Source organism: Sulfuricella denitrificans skB26 (genome assembly GCF_000297055.2).
Classification (GTDB): Bacteria; Pseudomonadota; Gammaproteobacteria; order Burkholderiales; family Sulfuricellaceae; genus Sulfuricella; species Sulfuricella denitrificans.
This window is the reverse complement of sequence record NC_022357.1, coordinates 2,616,141-2,633,385: the sequence shown is the minus strand read 5'-3', so window position 1 is coordinate 2,633,385 and position 17,245 is coordinate 2,616,141. Positions and strand designations below refer to the sequence as shown.

The window sequence follows — 17,245 nt, the reverse complement described above, 5'->3', positions numbered from 1 at the left end:
GAAGCGGGCGAATCCTGCTGTAAGCCAGACCCGCTTGACCGCAATGTTAGAACTCTGCATTGCTTTCCCCCGCCATGAGCTTTGCCACTGCGACCTCAGTTTGATTGCTTGATTGTCCCAGCTTCTCAATCACGCTCTGTTGGCCTTCAGGTAGGAGGTTTTGACTGAGTTTGAACTTTGCCTGAATGTCTGTGATTTCAATTTCAAAGCCCACAATCATATTGAGAAGTTTTGTACGCCGTTCACCTGCAAGGTCTGGTTTCCATGGGCTTGGCATGTGAGATTCATAAACATGGGTCAGTTGTTCAACCAAGGCTTCAAGTTCGGACTCGCTTTCGATGAGTCGGGGTTTCCCGCGCAGGTGAACTACTGCGTAATTCCATGTTGGAACGCCAGGCGACGAATACCACGAAGGGGAAACATAAGCATGTGGCCCTTGGAATACAGTCAGCACCTCACCGCACGATGAAAAGTGACGCCATTGCAAATTTGCCCGTGCCATGTGGCAGAGCAGCTTGCCTTTGGAACCTGAGGCGCGGTCAAAGATGAAGGGCAAGTGACTAACGAAAGGCGCACCATCTGGAGCCGTGACCAGCATTCCAAAGGAATTTCCCTCGATTAGCGCCGAGATGCGCTCCGAATTTGTTTCTTTGAAATGCTCTGGAATGTACATGTCGGTTCCTGAATTCTAACGTTGAATTCACCGGACCTGCGCGGCATTTCGCGCAGGTCCGGTGGAATGATGGGTTGGGCCTAGGGAAAATGCACGTCACATGGACACTACCCTTTGACCTTCTTTATCATGTGATCAATGACATGGCTGTGCTGGTGCTGAGGGCTGAACATGATAATTTCCGCGTCCGCATCGACCTTTACGTTGTGCCCAGGTGGCCAGTAGAAGAGATCATTCGCTTTGACAGTCTCTTGTGTGCCCTCCGCGTCGGTTGTGGTGAGTTGGCCGCGCAGGACGAAGCCCCAGTGAGGGCACTGACACAAATTTCCTTCCAGCCCTTGGAACAACGGGGTCGTGTCAACACCCGCCGAGAGAGTGAAACATTCGCCGCTGATTTTTCCCAGTCCAGTTGCATCGCCGAAATCCGTTCGCTGACGGATCACCGCACCGGGGATTTCCATCTTGATATCCACATCTTCCTTCGCTATCCGCATGATCGATTCTCCTTTGGGTGAATGGATGCTTTGTGGCAAGTGTGCTGTCAATCACCGCATCCGTTTAAGTGATTGACGCCCAAGCTCAGCTGGGCACCGCTTGCGGCGCGTCCGCTGGAGCGTTGGGTTGGGCATAGCTTTATTCACTGTAGATGCCCGATGCTGGCCAGTGTGCCAAAACAAACATGACTATTGCAGCGACCAAAACCACCAGTGAGATATAAACAAGCAGTTCATTCGGTGACAGTTCTTCGCGAGGTAAGTCTTTGCCAAGAAAGACGGGGGCGAATCTTGAAACGAAAGCCCCACTGATGGCTATGAATAACCACACACCCAAATAGTGAACAAACCACGAAAGAAGAAATGCGCCAATGGACTCCCAGCCATAGCTATCGTACTGGAGGAAGGTGCGGACATAAGCGACAACCAAAGCGGTTACTGCGACCAGAATGCCGCTTTTCGCGTTTAGAGATAGCTTGCTGAGAATGGTCATATAGCTAGGCCCAACGTTTGAATTAAGGTCCGGTGGAATGATTGGTTACCCATCAGAAAGTAATGACCTTGTCGCTTTCAACGACCCACTCAGCCAACGCGGGCATTGTGGACTTTTCGGCTCCATCGAAATATGGATGGTTCTTGAAAATACCGCAACGTGCCATGCACGTTCCACAAACCTTCACTGGGACTCCCTGAGCAATGAGTTCCTTGAGCATTTTGGACAGGTCTTGATCATAACCTTCGGGCGGCTTGCATACATCACGGGCCATATCAACGGCGTCATTCATGAGGAATATTCTGACGTCTTGCCCTGCCTCCAACAACTTTCCGGCCAGACGCAATCCATTCCAAGTGACATCAGTGCTGTCATAAGGCTCTCGATTGAAGATAATCAGGATTTTCATAGTAATTCCCTATATATGCGAACACCTTACTCAAGTGATAGCTCAACCTCCACGGATACAGATGCCTAACGTTAAGTAGACGTCCTATTTGATGCATGATATTGCGTCAAAAGTTTGTCCATTTTTTTATGTAATTGTATTATTATAGTAATTTCATTATGTTACATAAATTTAGCACATCCTAAAATAAATGCTGACAACCTCAGAGTCATTACCCCCATCTGCGCCCAAGTTGCTTGATCAAGTAAGGGGGAAAATTCGCCTCAAGCATTACAGTATCCGCACCGTGCAGGAGCTGCTCGGACATTCGGATGTCAGCACGACCATGATCTATACCCATGTCTTGAATCGTGGCGGCAAGGGCGTGAAGAGCCCGCTGGATATGGCATAAAGGATGACGAAACCCGCCTCTGCCTTTTCCCGTTCCCTGCTTGTCCAGATGTCTGTTGCCCTGATAATCGGGGCGATCACCGTTTTCGGCTTCGCGCCGGAGGCATTGTTCTTTCTGCCACTTCTCACACTGACGGCGCTGTTCCTGCTCTGGTCGCGGGCTTCATCGCGCAAGGCCGCGGCCTACACCGGTTTCGCTTTCGGGCTGGGCTTCTTCGGCGCCGGGGTGAGCTGGGTGTACGTCAGCATCCACGAGTTCGGCGGTATGCCGATGTTGCTGGCGGTAGTGGCGACCTTTTTGTTCTGTCTGGTGCTATCCCTGTTCCCGGCCGCGGCGGGCTTGCTGCAGGCCGGTCCCGGCGGCCTGACCCGGCGCCGCGCCCTGTTGCTGATTCCGGCGCTGTGGGTGTTGATGGAGTGGGCCAGGGGCTGGCTTTTTACCGGCTTTCCCTGGCTGGCGATAGGTTACTCGCAGGCCGTTGCCAGCCCGTTGGCAGGCTTTGCGCCGCTGGCCGGGGTATATGGGGTGTCGCTTGCCTCCGTCATTTTTGCTGGTGCGCTGGCACTGGTGGCGGATGTCCGGATGCAACGCCACGGCAAGGCGGGTATGGTTTTTCCGGCAATCATCATTTTGGTGCTGGCTGTGGCGGGGTTTGCGCTGAAGCAGGTCGAATGGGTCAAACCGCTGGGCGCGCCGGTTACGGTCAGCCTGCTGCAGGGCAATATTCCGCAGGAGATGAAGTGGCGCGAAGACAAGGCCAAGGCCACGCTCGACACCTACATGGCGATGACGCTGGCAAGCTCGGGGCGCCTGATCGTGCTGCCGGAAACAGCGCTGCCGATGTTGCTGCACGACCTTTCGTTGAGCTACCTGGAAATGCTGTCCAGCCGTGCGAAAGAGCTGGGTGGTGACGTGCTGGTGGGCGTGCCTGAGCGCACCGAGAGCGGGGAATATTTCAACAGTGTATTGAGTCTCGGCAGTTCGCCGGTGCAGATTTACCGCAAAGTCCATCTGGTGCCGTTCGGTGAATTCATCCCGTTCAAACCGCTGTTCGGCTGGATTGTTAATGTGCTTCATATCCCGCTGTCGGACTTCTCGCGCGGCGAGACTATCCAGCCGCCGTTGCAGGTGGCTGGCCAGAAGGTGGCAATGGCGATCTGTTACGAGGACGTGTTCGGCGAGGAGCTGATCAACCAGCTGCCGGCCGCATCGCTGCTGGTCAATGTGAGCAATGACGCCTGGTTCGGCGATACTGTTGCGCCCTGGCAGCACCTGCAGATTTCGCAGATGCGCGCGCTGGAGGCCGGTCGCTACATGTTGCGCGCCACCAATACCGGCATCACCGCCATCATTAACCAGCGCGGCGAAGTGCTGAAGCGCGCGCCGGAATTTACCACTACCCGGCTGGATGGTGAGGCTCAGGGTTTCGCCGGGGCAACGCCATATGTCCGCTTCGGAAATTTTCCGGTGCTCGGATTGTTGGGGCTGTTGCTGGGGGTGAACTGGATCGTGAGCAAGGTGATGTCAGCCAGAGAACAACAAAAGCCGGGGCGCCGGAGACGATGAGCGGATGGCATTGCTATATGCTGGAATGTGCCGACGGCACGCTTTACACCGGCATTACCAACGACCTGGAAAAGCGCCTGGCGGCACACAATAGCGGCACGGCATCAAAATGCACGCGCAGCCGGCTCCCGGTGAAGCTGGTGTTCTCAGAGGATCAACTCGACCGCGCTGCCGCGAGCCGGCGCGAGGCGCAGATAAAGCGGTTGCCGCGTAGCGCGAAATTGGCTTTGCTGTTCCAGTGCAACGGGGTTTTGCCGGAGTCGGAAAAGAAGTAAAATCAACCCCTTTCAAAAAATCACCCGACGAAACAATGCTGACTTTCCAGGAAATCATTCTTACGCTTCAGAATTACTGGGCCGAACGCGGTTGCGCCCTGTTGCAGCCCTACGACATGGAAGTGGGCGCGGGTACCAGCCATACCGCCACCTTTCTGCGCGCCCTCGGCCCCGAGCCCTGGCGTGCCGCTTATGTCCAGCCCTCGCGTCGCCCCAAGGATGGCCGTTATGGCGAGAACCCCAATCGCCTCCAGCATTACTACCAGTTCCAGGTGGTGCTGAAACCTGCGCCGGAAAATATTCTGGAACTGTACCTCGGTTCGCTGGAAAAACTCGGCTTCGACCTCAAGAGCAACGACATTCGCTTTGTCGAGGACGATTGGGAAAACCCCACTCTGGGTGCCTGGGGCCTGGGCTGGGAAGTCTGGCTGAACGGCATGGAAGTGACCCAGTTCACCTATTTCCAGCAGGTCGGCGGCATCGACTGCAAGCCGATTACCGGCGAGATCACCTATGGCCTCGAGCGGCTGGCGATGTATTTGCAGGGGGTCGAAAACGTCTTCGACCTGACCTGGACCAAGGGTCTCAGTTATCGTGATGTATACCACCAGAACGAGGTGGAGCAGTCCACCTACAACTTCGAGCACAGCGACGTGGAATTCCTGCTCACCGCTTTCAATGCCCACGAGAAACAGGCCAAACACCTGATGGAAAGTCAGCTTGCCCTGCCTGCCTACGAGCAGGTACTGAAAACCGCACACACCTTCAATCTGCTGGATGCCCGTGGCGCCATTTCGGTGACCGAACGCGCCGCCTACATCGGCCGCATCCGCAACCTGGCGCGCAGCGTCGCCCAGAGCTACCTGGATAGCCGCGCCCGCCTCGGCTTCCCGATGGCACCCAAAGAGTGGGCCGACGAAGTGCTGGCCAAGCTGGAAGAAAAGGCGGTAAAGGCATGAGCACTCAAAACCTGCTGGTAGAAATTTTTGTCGAAGAGCTTCCGCCCAAGGCGCTGAAGAAGCTGGGCGATGCCTTTGCCGCCGCCATTGCGGATTCCCTCAAGGCACAAGGCCTGGCCGCAGCCGATGCTGTCGTAACGCCTTACGCCTCGCCGCGTCGTCTGGCGGTGCAGGTTGCTGGCGTGGCCGCCCAGGCTGCGGACAAACCGGTGTCGCACAAACTGATGCCGGTGAACGTGGGGCTGGATGCCAATGGCAAGGCCACGCCCGCATTGCTGAAGCGGCTCGCTGCGCTGGGACAGGATGAGGCTATGGTTCCGAATCTCAAGCGCGTCGGCGAAGGCAAGGGCGAAGCGCTATTTTTTGATAGTGTGGCCAAGGGCGCGACTCTGGTGGAAGGGCTGCAAAAGGCACTGGACGAGTCGCTGACCAAGCTGCCGATCCCCAAGGTAATGGCCTATCAGTTGCATGAAAATTGTGAACAGCCCGGCTGGAGCACAGTCAATTTTGTGCGGCCGGTGCATGGCCTGGTGGCCCTGCACGGTGCCGAGGTGGTGCCGGTTTCAGTGCTCGGCCTGACCGCCGGTCGCGCCACCCAAGGCCACCGTTTCGAGGCTGCCGTCAGCCCGGTCAGCCTCAAGGAGGCCGACAGCTATGCGGCGCAGATGGAAAACGAGGGTGCGGTGATCGCCAGTTTTGAAGAGCGCCGCGCCGACATCGTGCGCCAGCTCCATGAAGCAGCGGCGAAAGTCGGCGGCGTGAAGCCGGTGGAGGACGATGCCCTGCTGGACGAGGTCACCGGCCTGGTGGAGCGTCCCAATGTGCTGATCGGCTGCTTTGGCGAGGAATTTCTCGGCGTGCCGCAGGAATGCCTGATTCTGACCATGAAGGCGAACCAGAAATATTTCCCGTTGCTGGATACGGCCGGCAAGTTGAGCAACCAGTTTCTGATCGTTTCCAACATTCATCCTGCCGACCCGAGTGCGGTGATCGGTGGCAACGAGCGGGTAGTGCGCCCGCGTCTGGCGGACGCCAAGTTCTTCTTCGATCAGGACCGCAAGAACACCCTGGCTTCGCGCGTGCCGAAGCTGGGTAACGTGGTCTACCATAACAAGCTCGGCACCCAGCTGGCGCGGACTCAGCGTGTCACCAAGCTGGCCGGCGAGATCGCGCGCCAGCTCAACGCCAGCGCGGAGCTGGCCGAGCGCGCCGCACACCTCGCCAAGGCCGATCTGCTGACCGACATGGTGGGCGAGTTCCCCGAACTGCAGGGCATCATGGGCCTATACTATGCCCTGCATGACGGCGAGCGCGAGGAAGTGGCGCGCGCCATCGAGCAGCATTACTGGCCGCGCTTCGCCGGCGATGCGCTGCCGCAGGACAACATCGGCGCGGCGGCGGCGCTGGCCGACAAGCTGGATACCCTGGTCGGCATCTACGGCATCGGCCTGGTGCCTACCGGCGACAAGGATCCCTTCGGACTGCGCCGTCACGCCCTGGGCGTGCTGCGCATCCTCGCCGAGTCGGGGCTGCCGCTCGACCTGCTGCAATTGCTGCAGCAGACCCGCGCGCTGTTCCCGGCGGAAATGCTGGCCGACAGCGTGGCGCTGGATGTTCACGGTTTCATGCTGGAGCGGCTGAAGGGCTATCTGCGCGACAAGGGATTTGCGCCGGACGAGATCGATGCCGTGGTGAGCCAGGCGCCAACCCGTATCGACCGAGTGGTTCCGCGCCTGGACGCGGTGCAAGCTTTCAAGCAACTACCCGAGGCGGCAGCGCTGGCGGCGGCGAACAAACGCATCCAGAACATCCTGAAAAAAGCCGGCGAATTGCCGGCGGGCGGTGCGGAACTGGCGCTGATGTCGGAGCCGGCTGAAAAGGCGCTGTTCGAGGCGATGAACGAACTGGCCCCGAGTGTGGTCTCATCGGTGCAGAATGGCGGTTATACAGAAGCATTGACGGCGCTGGCCGGCGTGCGCACCGAGGTCGATACCTTTTTCGACCAGGTGATGGTGATGGCCGAAGAGCCGCAGCTGCGCAACAACCGATTGGCGCTGCTGAAAAGCCTGGGTGAACTGATGAACCAGGTGGCGGATATTTCGAAATTGGCATCCTGACGGGATAAAGGGCTCGTTAATGGATAATTTGGGCATACGCTGGGGCTGGTTGGGGTGCAGTCCTAGGCGCGGGACGCGCAGTTATGTCCGTTCACAACAAGCGGTTCGCAACAACGGAATGCATCCCAACCAGCCCCAGCCCGAAGGGTTGCCGCGTATTCTGGCGTCTGCGGCGTTGCGAGGCTTGCGAATGGAACAACCATTCGCCGCGCCTCGCGCCTTGCATCCATCCCGAATATGCGGCAACGTATGCCCAAATTATCCATTAACGAGCCCTACATATGCCCCCAATTAAACTGATCATTCTCGATCGCGATGGCGTGGTGAATTACGACAGCGATCACTTCATCAAGAGCCCGGAAGAGTGGAGGCCCATCCCCGGTAGCCTGGAGGCGATTGCGCGCCTGAATCAGGCCGGGTTCAAGGTGGTGCTGGCGACCAACCAGTCCGGCGTCGGCCGCGGCCTGTTCGACATGGCCATGCTCAACGAAATTCACGACAAGATGCACAAAACTCTGGCCCAGGTTGGTGCGCGCATCGATGCGTGCTTTTTTTGCCCCCACGCCGCCGATTCGGATTGCGGCTGCCGCAAACCCAAGCCCGGCATGTTCCAGGAAATCGCTGCGCGCTTCAACATGAGCCTGGCTGGCGTACCCTGCATCGGCGACAGCCTGCGTGATTTGCAGGCATCGGCGGAAGTGGGCGGCCAGCCGATCCTGGTGCTTACCGGCAAAGGCATGAAAACCCACGAAAAAGGCGGTCTGCCTGAAAACACCCTGGTTTTTGCTGACCTTGGTGAAGCGGTCAAGCACGTGATTGAGGTGAGGAGTTAGGGGTGAGGAGTAAGGTCAAAAACGGCAATGGTGGGGTGCTTTTACTCCTCACTTCTAACTCTTCACTCCTCACGGCTTTTAAAGCATGATCTGGATTCGTTCCTTCATCTTCGCTTTGGGGATGTGGCTGTTCACCCCCTTCTTTTTTTTAGCAGCCTTCTTTTCTCTGCCCCTCGACCCCGTCACCCGCTACCGCCTGATCGCGCATTGGGCAAAAATCATGCTGCCCTGGCTAAAGCTGACCTGCGGGCTTTCCTACCGCATTGTCGGCCGGGAGAACATTCCCAATACTCAGGTTATTGTTCTGTCCAAGCACCAGTCGGCGTGGGAGACCCTGGCGTTCCAGGATATTCTGCCGCCGCTGGTGTGGGTGTTGAAACGCGAGCTGCTGCGCATCCCTTTTTTCGGCTGGGCGCTGGCCATCGCCAGCCCGATAGCTATCGACAGGGGAGCAGGCAGGGCCGCGCTGAAGCAGATCCTGGATCAGGGTAAGGCGCGATTGGCAAAAGGCTTCTGGGTCGTGGTTTTTCCCGAGGGCACGCGTGTCCGACCCGGCGAGAAAGGCAAGTACAATATCGGCGGTGCCTGGCTCGCCACCCATACCGGAACCCCGGTGCTGCCAGTGGCGCATAACGCCGGCGAGTACTGGGGCAAGAACGGTTTTCTCAAACGACCCGGCATGATCACCATCAGCTTCGGCCCGCAGATCGATTCAAAAGGGATCAAGGCAGACGAGTTGAACGCGCGGGCTGAAGCCTGGATCGAGGGCGAAATGGCGCGCATCGCCGCCGGGGAAGCGTGAGTCTTTTCTCCAAACCACGCGCCGCCAGCGAAACCCGCACCCTTCGGCTGGATGGCCAGGAAATTTCATATTTGCTCAAGCGCAGCCCAAAACGCCGGACTATCGGTTTGTGCATCGATCATCGCGGTCTGACCGTGAGTGCGCCGCAACGGGCCGCCGATAGCCGCCTGGAACAGGTATTAAGGGCGCGTTCCGGGTGGCTGTTCGACAAGCTGCGTGAATGGCAGGAGCGCCAGCCGGCCACCTTCAATTGTGCTGACGGGGAAACGCTGCTGTTCCTGGGCAGCGAGCTGGTGTTGCGCGTGATGGAAGGCGGTCTGCGGGCTCAGCCGCACCTGCTGGAGGACGATACCTTGATCGTGAAGGTGCCGGATATCGATGATACCGAAGTGGTCAGGCGCAAGCTGGAGCAGTGGTACCGCACCGAAGCGCGCCGCCATTTCGTTCAGCGGCTGGAACATTACGCCGATCGCATGGGGCTGGCGGTGAGGAACGTGGCCTTGTCAGGTGCGCGCACCCGCTGGGGCAGCTGCAATTCGCGTGGCGATATCCGTCTGAGCTGGCGGCTGATTCAGGCGCCCATCAGCCAGATCGACTATGTTGTAGTACATGAGCTGGCCCATATCCGTGAGCTTAACCATTCCCCCCGTTTCTGGGCCATCGTCGAGGAAACCCTGCCGCATTACGCGGCGGCGCAACGGGCGCTCAAGGTTGGTGGCGCGCGCTACCATCGCTTTTAACGTGAGCATCGCGAAGCGATACATCATCACTCTCCCCCCTTGGGGGAGAGGTAGGAGAGAGGGAATTAGGAGGAAAACCATGAGAATTCTGCACACCATGATCCGCGTCGGCGATATGGACAAGTCCATCGCTTTCTACACCGATGTGCTGGGTATGAAGCTGTTGCGGCGCAAGGAATATCCGGAAGGGAAATACACCCTGGCCTTTGTCGGCTACGGCGAGGAATCCGAGGGCGCGGTAATCGAGCTCACCTATAACTGGGGAGTGACCAGCTACGAGCTGGGGACGGGCTACGGTCACATCGCCATCCAGGTGAGCGACATCCGCAAGGCCTGCGAGGATGTCGCGGCCAAGGGCGGCAAGGTGACGTACGGTCCGGCGTTGCATGGGGGAGCGACGTGGATTGCGTTTGTCGAAGACCCGGATGGGTACAAGATTGAGTTTATCGAGCGCTAGGTCGTGTTTGGGTGGGGTGGAAATGCCGGGCCAGTCCATGCAGCGTTACTCTCTACAATTGCCGTTGGCGGAAGCGCAACCTCCCTATTTTAGTGGGTGGCGGTTCCGAGAGTTTTGAGCCGCTGGATGTCTCCGCCCCCGGTCTTGTTTATTTCCTTGACGGCCTTTCGGAAAAACGGACGCAGTGTTTTCTTCAGATGCAGTTCGACGTCCGTATTCGGTATGTTTTTCAGTACACAAAAAATCGCCAGGGCATAAACGAATTCATCCTCGGTCAGGTATCCCAGCTTTTGCGCGGACGTGCAGCAGCCTGAGCACCCGCCTCTGGATACTGTCAACGCGCTGTTGGCCATGAATAATCCGAAACCCATGAACACCGCCAGCAAATCCGATGTGGGTCCTCGAAGTTCCTCTCCTCCGGGTGACTCCTCCTCAACAGCTCTCCCTAGGTGGTATCCGAGTTGTTGTGCAAATGCCGCGATAAGTACAATCGGTTTTCTGATCATGCCGGGATCGAATGCAATGGGAATGCTCGGCCTGACTTCCTTGATGGATACAGCCCCCTGCGGATCTTTTGGCGTAGCGCTGGATATAGCCAACGGGCGGCCTGGGTTCATATCGGAGCTGAGTGCGGTCAGTTCGCACGGCCAGTCTTGCATGCCCGCATAGGCTCTTACCCGCACGAAGGCTGTCGAGACCTTTTCTTCCGCGGTGCTTGAAGATTGATCCGGAAAATGGTGGTCGCTTGGGGTGACCAGAATGACATTTTCACGAAAGACCTCGCTCCCCAAATTTCTGAGAGCCCAGGCATAGGTGTTGAATAACCATTCTGTGCTGCCTTCATCAAGCAAAGGCTTGCTGCGAAATAGGCCGAACATAGTCGTTAACACCGATCTCTGGCTAATGCGGGTGAATAAAATCAACAGGCAGTCTGAGTTGCCCGCGCAGGAATGTCATCTGCGCGTAGTGCACAAAAAAAGCTACAGTTAACCCGTAGCTACTTCTTGCAGTAATTGGCAATCTTTACAAATTCCGCCACACCCAGATTCTCCGCTCTCAAGCCTGGGTCGATACCCAGAGCCTCAAATCCTGCGCTATCCAGGTAGGCTTTCAGCGTATTGCGCAAGACCTTGCGGCGCTGCCCGAAGGCGGCGGTGACGATGGCTGCGAACAGGGCTTCATCTTTTGCTGGATGCGGCAGAACCGCATGGGGAATCATGCGCACGATGGCGGATTCAACCTTGGGAGCAGGCTGGAAAGCATCCGGCGGTACGATGAACATCAATTCCATGGCGTAGCGGTATTGCAGCATCACCGACAGCCTGCCGAATTCTGATGTGGAGGGTTCGGCCACCATGCGTTCCACCACTTCTTTCTGCAACATGAAGTGCATGTCGATGATGTTGCCGACGTAGTCGCTGAGGTGGAACAGGAGCGGAGTGGAGATGTTGTAGGGCAGGTTGCCGACTACGCGAATGCGCTCGCCCAGAGCGGAAAAATCGAATTTCAGCGCGTCGCCGGCATGGATCGTCAGCTTTGACGCCGGATAGTTATTCTGCAGCCGGGCGATGATGTCGCGGTCGATTTCCACCACGTGGAGGCGGGGCAGGGTCTTCAGCAGCGGGTCGGTGAGTGCGCCCAGGCCGGGTCCGATTTCGACCATGACGTCGTCGGGCTGAGGATGGATGGTGCTGACGATGGCCTGAATGACACCCTGATCGGTGAGGAAATTCTGGCCGAAGCGTTTGCGTGGGGTGTGGCCGCTCATGGTCTGTCTGCTTTCTGATTTCGTGCCATTTCCAGCGCCAGTTGAATCGCTGCCGTGAGGCTGCCACTCTCGATCTTCCCGGTGCCGGCGAGCGTTAGCGCGGTGCCGTGGTCTACCGAGGTGCGGATGATAGGCATGCCCAGAGTGACGTTGACGCCGCCGCCGAAGCTGGCGAATTTCAGCACCGGCAGCCCCTGGTCGTGGTACATGGCGAGTTGGCAGTCGGAGCCTTGCAGTTGATAGCGGGTGAACAGGGTGTCGGCGGGTAGCGGCCCGGCGAGGTCCATGCCCTCTGCGCGCAGCGTTTCCAATACCGGAGCGATGACGTCGATTTCCTCGCGCCCCATGTGGCCGGATTCGCCGGCGTGGGGGTTGAGCCCTGCGACCAGGATGCGCGGGTTTGCTAGCGCAAAGCGCGACCTCAGGTCGCGGTGCAGGATGCGGATGACTTGTTCCAGGCTTTGCCGGGTGATGGCGGCGGAAACCTCCTTGAGTGGCAGGTGGGTGGTGGCCAGCGCCACACGCAAACCACCGCCGACCAGCATCATCACGACTTGCGCGGTGCCAGTCAGCTCGGCCAAAAATTCGGTATGTCCAGTGAAAGGGATGCCGGCATCGTTGATGATACCCTTGTGCACCGGGGCAGTGACCATGGCGTCGAAGGTTCCGTCCAGGCAACCTTGCGCCGCCGCGGTTAAGGTGTCGAGCACATAGCGACTGTTGGCCGGATTCAGCTTGCCGGCGAGGGCGGGTTCAGACAGGTCGCGGTGCAGTACTTCCAGCACCCCAGCCCTGTCAGGGGCGGCAGCGGCAGGAGAAAAATCCACCAGTTCGAGCGGCAGTCCCAACTGTGCGGCGCGCTCGGCAAGCAGACTGCGGTTGGCGATGGCGACGATGCGTGACCCGGCTGGTTTCTGCTGTGCCAACAACACGCACAAATCCGGGCCGATGCCCGCCGGCTCGCCTGCAGTCAGGGCGATGATGGGAGTCCTGAGTGCTGAGTCCTGAGTGCTGAGTGTCATGAGTGCCTAGCCCGTGCTTTTACTCAGGACTCAGCACTTTTAACTCAGGACTTGTCTTCATTTGTCTTCCAGCCGGTATTCGACGAAAGCCTGGTCGCGCAGCTGACGCAGCCAGTTTTCGTAGGCTTCGTCGGCCTTGCGGGCACGGATTTCCTGGCGCGCCATGAGGGTCTGCCGTTCTTTGCTGACATCTTCTGAACGGCGCTCCAGCACCTGGATCAGGTGCCAGCCGAAAGGCGATTTGACCGGTGCGCTGGTTTCCCCCGGTTTGAGGCCATCCATAGCACGTTCGAATTCGGGTACAGTTTCGCCAGGAGAAAGCCAGCCGAGGTCGCCGCCTTTCGAGGCGGAGCCATCCTCGGAGTGGAGGCGCGCCAGTTCGGCAAAGTCGGCGCCGTTGTCAATGCGCTCCTTGAGCTGGATCATGCGGTTCTTGGCGTCGGTTTCCGAGGTGATTTCGCTGGTCTTGATCAAAATGTGGCGCGCATGGGTTTTTTGTATGATCAGTGCTCCCCCCTTGTTGCGCGTGTCGAGCAGTTTGAGAATGTGAAATCCGTTCGGGCTGCGCAGCACGGCGCTGGTTTCCCCCGGTTTCAGGCCATTGACTGTTTCCAGGAACAGGGCTGGCAGGCGGCTGGCGGCTCTCCAGCCAAGTACGCCACCCTGCAGGGCGTCAGGTGCATCCGAATAGCTTGCCGCCACTTGGGCAAAGTCCATGGTTTTCAGCTCTGCCAATGCCTTCTCGGCATGTGCGCGTTTGCCCTGAATCTGTTCCGGGCTGGCTTGTTCCGGTACGCGGACCAGAATGTGCGCCAGATTGAACTCCTCTTCCCCGCCGCTCTGAGCTGCGTGGGTGCTGAGGAAATTCTCAACTTCACCGTCGCTGACGGTGATGCGGTTTTCCACTTCGCGTTCGCGCAGGCGACCGAGAATGATTTCGTCTCGGATTTCCTCGCGAAATTTGGCGAAGCTGACGCCGTCCTTCTCCAGGGCACCACGGAAGGCTTCCACGGTCATGTTGTTTTCCTGGGCAATGCGCTGCAGCGTTTTGTCGAGTTGAAGATCGTCGACACGTATGCCGGTTTCCTTGGCGAATTGCAATTGCACCCGGTCGGTGATGATGCGTTCCAGCATCTGTTTTTCCAGCACTTCCTGCGGCGGCAGAGGCGTGCCCCGCTTTTTCAGCTGTTGAGTGACGGTCCGCATCCGGTCCTCGAGCTCGAACTGGGTGATGACTTCATTGTTGACCACGGCGACGATGCGTCCGACCAGCTGAACTGGGGTCGAGGGTCGCGCAGGGTCGTTCCCGGCGGCGTGAGCCGTAGCCAGGAAAAAAACGAGCAGGATTGCCAGGAGATGGTTAACGGGATTCGGTGATGTTGTTTTCATTGGAGATTTGGGTGGTTTGGGTATAGCCATAAATATTGCGTTTGAGCACATCTAAAGGATTCGAGCCAATAGAGCCGATTCCGTTTAGCTCCAGCTGGAAGAAGATGGAGTCGCTGCGTTGCGAAGTAGTGGTGGTGAAGCTGTGCACGACCGCCCGGAACGCCCAGCAACCTGCATTGTATTCGAGACCGGCCAGGGTTTCCAGATTCTTGCTATCCAGTATTGAATGGTTCCATCGGGCCAACCCACTCCAGCGTCCGGTCAGAGGCCACTGCGCGGAGGTGTCGATCTGCTTGATGCCTATCGGGGCGATGAGGGTGGCCGGAGTATAGCGGTAACTGACATTGAGGATCTTGCCCGGTGCGGGCAGATAGCGGCCGGTGAGCGAAAAGTTGCCGGTTTGTTTCAACTCGGGGTCGTACTGCCATAAGCTGTCTAGAGTCAGTGCATTCGTGATCCGGCCGCCAACGGAGGCTAGCAGATCGGAATACTTTCTGGCGGGAGGGATTCCCCCGGGTAACGTGACTTGGGGCAGGCTCAGGTAGTAGCGTTGAGCGAGTGTGCCGCGCAGGCGCTCGATGCCGGTTTCCTCGAAGAAGCGCGAGGTGACGCCCAGCGTGACCTGGTTGGCATCGCTGATCCGGTCGACCCCGGCGAAGCGGTTTTCCGAGAATATCTGGGGAATGCCGAATCCGATGTCACCTGAATCGAATACCGGAATCTGGCTCTGGTCGCGGTAAGGAGCGCGAACATAATACAGTCGGGGCTCCAGCGTCTGCTGGTAATCCGAGCCGAACAGGTTGATATCGCGCTCGAAATACAGGCCGCTGTCGACACTGAAAATTGGCAGAGTACGGTTAATGTCGGGCTGTGTAGTGATGCTGTTGTCGAAGCTGTAGCTGGTGCTGTGCAAACCGATCTTCGGGGTGATATAGCCGTACAGCGGGGTCAGCGGCAGGCTGACACTGGGGTACAGGCTGAATCGCCTGGCGCCAAGCAGGGTGGGGTGAGAGAAATTGACCAACTCGCTGTTGAGCGCCAGGATTGCTCCCGGACCCAGGTTGTTTCCGCTCCATTGGGCTACTCGGGTTCCGTTCAACAGCACCTGGGTGCGGCGGTAAGGGGTGACGATCGGCGCTAACGGATCCTGCAGGGTCTGGAAGCTCTGCGAGCGCGCCGAGAAATTCCAGTTCATGTTTCCATAGGCGCCCACATTGGAAAGCATGCCGTCACGCAGCAAGTTGATTTGCGAGGTGACGCCGATGTTGGTGCTCAGATCCCTGAAATAATTGTCGTCGGAGGCTCTCTCCAGGTTCAGCATCCCCGTCCAGCCGTTGCCCAGATTGTGATTATGCTTCAGAGACAGGAAGCTGCGATCCTGGTTGGCCAGTTGATCGTTGGGCAGGATTTCCAGGTTTGCAGTCCCGGCGTATTTTGGATCCAGGTAGCGCAGTTCGCTCTTCAGTTGCATGCCGCGTTTGGTCATGAATCGGGGCGTGATGGTGGCGTCACGGTTAGGTGCGATATTCCAGTAATAGGGCAGGGAAAACTCCGCGCCACTATTGACGGTGCTGCCATAGCTAGGGCTGAGCAAGCCGGATTTTCGCTCGCTGTTGAGTGAGAAATTCATCCATGGCGTGTAGAGAATAGGCACGCTCATGAAGTCGATGTAAGCGTGGCTTGCCGTTCCTACCTGAGTAGTGCGGTTAATCTCGAGGTCGCTGGCGTGGAGGTACCAGTCATCAGAACCGGCCTGGCAGGTCGTGTAACGCGCATCCTCCATCCGGTATTGGTTTTCTCCCTCGAACAACAGTATGCTCGCGTCGCCGCGCCCCGCCGGCTTTTGCTCGGTCAGTTGGAATGCCGGCTGCTTCAGGTAACCTTCCTTGCTTGCCAGTTTGAGTTTAAGTTCGGGTCCTTCGGTGATGTCGCCCTTCTGTTCGATGCGTACATTACCCTGGGCGAAAACTTCGTCTTCGGGTTTGTTGTAGCGCAGCAGATCGGCGCTGATGACTTGGCCCCATTGGCGCAACTCCGCTTCGCCGATGACTTCTGTCTCGATGTCATGATGGCCCTGGATGCGCATTCCGCCGATGAAAACCGGCGTGGAAGACGTGCCTGACGGTGGATTCAATGTCAGGCTCCGGCTTGGCTTGAGCGATAGCGGGATATCTTCCGTTACCTGGGCAGGTGTTGCCGGTGCTGCAGCCACTTCAGATTCGGCCGGTATGGCAACAGGTTTCGGGGTGGCTTGGGTTGTACCCCCATCTTCCCGGCTGACCCGCTTTGTTTGGGTTGGTGTCGTTATGGGGGCTGCCAGAGTTTCAGCAGCAGGGGGCACGGGTCTTGCTGCCTCGGGAACGGTGGCGGGCTGTGCGGTAACGGGGCCACGTTTTGGTGCCGGTATTGCCTTGGGAGCGGGCTGCAGCAGAACGGGGTCAATCTGGAGTGATGGCAGGCCCAATGCGGCCTGCGATGCGGCAGGGAACAGCCAGAACAGGGCGAATGCCAGCGGTGTAGGGCGGAAGCCATGGAATAATCCGGCCATACGCGGTAGTGGCTGTTCGCGGAAAGGTTTTTTCATGTTCTACAATATGGCAACAGCCTCGCTCAGCGCCAAATGGACGCGGATCGAGGCCATCTTGTGCGCTCGTTATTATCTAGCCCGGATATTTCATAAATTGACGCGCGCCCTCGCTGGTCTTTTGTTTCGTATGGAAATTTTGTTCAGTCGGGCGTATGAATAACTACGCCGCTCTTTCACAAAATCCCCCTACAAAACAAAATCCTGCGCAATCATCACGCGAATTTATGAAACATCCGAGCTAGGCCGTTATCGGTGATAAAATCGCACAAA

At 57.8% G+C, this 17,245-nt stretch carries 17 protein-coding genes and 1 pseudogene; 9 read left to right on the top strand and 9 right to left on the bottom strand.

Annotated features, from left to right (window positions below; all coding sequences use genetic code 11):
• Window positions 1–46: 46 nt before the first annotated feature.
• The 4 genes from SCD_RS12740 to SCD_RS12725 all read right to left on the bottom strand — a co-directional run bounded on the left by SCD_RS12740 (window position 47) and on the right by SCD_RS12725 (window position 2,069).
• Complete coding sequence (locus tag SCD_RS12740) at window positions 47–673, bottom strand: FMN-binding negative transcriptional regulator (protein ID WP_009207663.1); 627 nt, start codon at window positions 671–673, stop codon at window positions 47–49.
• A 107-nt stretch (window positions 674–780) separates the two neighbouring features.
• Window positions 781–1,167, bottom strand: a complete 387-nt coding sequence (locus SCD_RS12735; RefSeq protein WP_009207664.1) for a cupin domain-containing protein — start codon at window positions 1,165–1,167, stop codon at window positions 781–783.
• A 139-nt stretch (window positions 1,168–1,306) separates the two neighbouring features.
• The gene (locus tag SCD_RS12730) at window positions 1,307–1,660 is read right to left on the bottom strand and encodes a hypothetical protein (protein WP_009207665.1); all 354 of its coding nucleotides are present in this window, start codon (window positions 1,658–1,660) and stop codon (window positions 1,307–1,309) included.
• Window positions 1,661–1,712: 52 nt separating this feature from the next.
• On the bottom strand, window positions 1,713–2,069 hold the full coding sequence (locus SCD_RS12725; protein WP_009207666.1) for a DsrE/DsrF/TusD sulfur relay family protein: 357 nt from the start codon (window positions 2,067–2,069) through the stop codon (window positions 1,713–1,715).
• Between the two features lie 271 nt (window positions 2,070–2,340).
• Here SCD_RS12725 and SCD_RS16750 point away from each other — a divergent pair.
• From SCD_RS16750 to gloA, 9 genes and pseudogenes are all read left to right on the top strand, one after another.
• Window positions 2,341–2,460, top strand: a pseudogene (locus SCD_RS16750) (tyrosine-type recombinase/integrase); the annotation flags it as partial.
• 3 nt (window positions 2,461–2,463) lie between these two features.
• Window positions 2,464–4,026 (top strand): apolipoprotein N-acyltransferase, encoded by a 1,563-nt coding sequence (gene lnt / locus SCD_RS12715; RefSeq protein ID WP_009207668.1) that lies wholly within the window; start codon window positions 2,464–2,466, stop codon window positions 4,024–4,026.
• A complete protein-coding gene (locus SCD_RS12710; protein WP_009207669.1) occupies window positions 4,023–4,301 on the top strand; it encodes a GIY-YIG nuclease family protein in 279 nt (92 codons plus the stop codon). The genes lnt and SCD_RS12710 overlap by 4 nt, the downstream gene beginning before the upstream one ends.
• A gap of 35 nt (window positions 4,302–4,336) precedes the next feature.
• Entirely contained in the window at window positions 4,337–5,260 is a 924-nt protein-coding gene (glyQ, locus tag SCD_RS12705; protein WP_009207670.1) for a glycine--tRNA ligase subunit alpha, read from the top strand.
• Window positions 5,257–7,377, top strand: coding sequence for a glycine--tRNA ligase subunit beta (gene glyS, locus SCD_RS12700; RefSeq protein WP_009207671.1), 2,121 nt, complete (start codon window positions 5,257–5,259; stop codon window positions 7,375–7,377). Before glyQ ends, glyS begins: the two co-directional genes overlap by 4 nt.
• Window positions 7,378–7,667: 290 nt before the next feature.
• Entirely contained in the window at window positions 7,668–8,210 is a 543-nt protein-coding gene (gene gmhB, locus SCD_RS12695; protein ID WP_041674125.1) for a D-glycero-beta-D-manno-heptose 1,7-bisphosphate 7-phosphatase, read from the top strand.
• An 85-nt stretch (window positions 8,211–8,295) separates the two neighbouring features.
• The gene (locus SCD_RS12690) at window positions 8,296–9,012 is read left to right on the top strand and encodes a lysophospholipid acyltransferase family protein (RefSeq protein ID WP_009207673.1); all 717 of its coding nucleotides are present in this window, start codon (window positions 8,296–8,298) and stop codon (window positions 9,010–9,012) included.
• Window positions 9,009–9,752: a M48 family metallopeptidase gene (locus tag SCD_RS12685; protein ID WP_009207674.1), complete on the top strand. Its 744-nt coding sequence runs from the start codon at window positions 9,009–9,011 to the stop codon at window positions 9,750–9,752. The genes SCD_RS12690 and SCD_RS12685 overlap by 4 nt, the downstream gene beginning before the upstream one ends.
• A gap of 79 nt (window positions 9,753–9,831) precedes the next feature.
• Window positions 9,832–10,209, top strand: a complete 378-nt coding sequence (gene gloA, locus SCD_RS12680) for a lactoylglutathione lyase (RefSeq protein ID WP_009207675.1) — start codon at window positions 9,832–9,834, stop codon at window positions 10,207–10,209.
• A gap of 89 nt (window positions 10,210–10,298) precedes the next feature.
• On the opposite strand, the gene SCD_RS12675 is transcribed toward gloA, so the two are convergent.
• The 5 genes from SCD_RS12675 to lptD form a co-directional block, all read right to left on the bottom strand.
• Window positions 10,299–11,087 carry a hypothetical protein gene (locus tag SCD_RS12675; RefSeq protein ID WP_009207676.1) on the bottom strand — a complete coding sequence of 263 codons (789 nt, stop codon included), beginning with the start codon at window positions 11,085–11,087 and terminating at the stop codon, window positions 10,299–10,301.
• A 119-nt stretch (window positions 11,088–11,206) separates the two neighbouring features.
• Window positions 11,207–11,977 carry a 16S rRNA (adenine(1518)-N(6)/adenine(1519)-N(6))-dimethyltransferase RsmA gene (rsmA, locus tag SCD_RS12670; RefSeq protein ID WP_009207677.1) on the bottom strand — a complete coding sequence of 257 codons (771 nt, stop codon included), beginning with the start codon at window positions 11,975–11,977 and terminating at the stop codon, window positions 11,207–11,209.
• Entirely contained in the window at window positions 11,974–12,999 is a 1,026-nt protein-coding gene (pdxA, locus tag SCD_RS12665; protein WP_009207678.1) for a 4-hydroxythreonine-4-phosphate dehydrogenase PdxA, read from the bottom strand. The genes rsmA and pdxA overlap by 4 nt, the downstream gene beginning before the upstream one ends.
• Before the next feature lie 57 nt (window positions 13,000–13,056).
• Entirely contained in the window at window positions 13,057–14,388 is a 1,332-nt protein-coding gene (locus tag SCD_RS12660; protein ID WP_009207679.1) for a peptidylprolyl isomerase, read from the bottom strand.
• Window positions 14,360–16,972, bottom strand: coding sequence for an LPS-assembly protein LptD (gene lptD, locus SCD_RS12655; protein ID WP_009207680.1), 2,613 nt, complete (start codon window positions 16,970–16,972; stop codon window positions 14,360–14,362). Before lptD ends, SCD_RS12660 begins: the two co-directional genes overlap by 29 nt.
• Window positions 16,973–17,245: the final 273 nt, after the last annotated feature.

What these genes read in the sequence shown, in the direction of transcription:
- lptD (WP_009207680.1), bottom strand. Translation starts at nt 16,972, where the DNA reads ATGAAAAAACCTTTCCGCGAACAGCCACTACCGCGTATGGCCGGATTA.
- SCD_RS12740 (WP_009207663.1), bottom strand. Translation starts at nt 673, where the DNA reads ATGTACATTCCAGAGCATTTCAAAGAAACAAATTCGGAGCGCATCTCG.
- SCD_RS12675 (WP_009207676.1), bottom strand. Translation starts at nt 11,087, where the DNA reads ATGTTCGGCCTATTTCGCAGCAAGCCTTTGCTTGATGAAGGCAGCACA.
- glyS (WP_009207671.1), top strand. Translation starts at nt 5,257, where the DNA reads ATGAGCACTCAAAACCTGCTGGTAGAAATTTTTGTCGAAGAGCTTCCG.
- SCD_RS12710 (WP_009207669.1), top strand. Translation starts at nt 4,023, where the DNA reads ATGAGCGGATGGCATTGCTATATGCTGGAATGTGCCGACGGCACGCTT.
- SCD_RS12660 (WP_009207679.1), bottom strand. Translation starts at nt 14,388, where the DNA reads ATGAAAACAACATCACCGAATCCCGTTAACCATCTCCTGGCAATCCTG.
- SCD_RS12725 (WP_009207666.1), bottom strand. Translation starts at nt 2,069, where the DNA reads ATGAAAATCCTGATTATCTTCAATCGAGAGCCTTATGACAGCACTGAT.
- pdxA (WP_009207678.1), bottom strand. Translation starts at nt 12,999, where the DNA reads ATGACACTCAGCACTCAGGACTCAGCACTCAGGACTCCCATCATCGCC.
- SCD_RS12735 (WP_009207664.1), bottom strand. Translation starts at nt 1,167, where the DNA reads ATGCGGATAGCGAAGGAAGATGTGGATATCAAGATGGAAATCCCCGGT.
- glyQ (WP_009207670.1), top strand. Translation starts at nt 4,337, where the DNA reads ATGCTGACTTTCCAGGAAATCATTCTTACGCTTCAGAATTACTGGGCC.
- SCD_RS12690 (WP_009207673.1), top strand. Translation starts at nt 8,296, where the DNA reads ATGATCTGGATTCGTTCCTTCATCTTCGCTTTGGGGATGTGGCTGTTC.
- SCD_RS12730 (WP_009207665.1), bottom strand. Translation starts at nt 1,660, where the DNA reads ATGACCATTCTCAGCAAGCTATCTCTAAACGCGAAAAGCGGCATTCTG.
- rsmA (WP_009207677.1), bottom strand. Translation starts at nt 11,977, where the DNA reads ATGAGCGGCCACACCCCACGCAAACGCTTCGGCCAGAATTTCCTCACC.
- lnt (WP_009207668.1), top strand. Translation starts at nt 2,464, where the DNA reads ATGACGAAACCCGCCTCTGCCTTTTCCCGTTCCCTGCTTGTCCAGATG.
- gloA (WP_009207675.1), top strand. Translation starts at nt 9,832, where the DNA reads ATGAGAATTCTGCACACCATGATCCGCGTCGGCGATATGGACAAGTCC.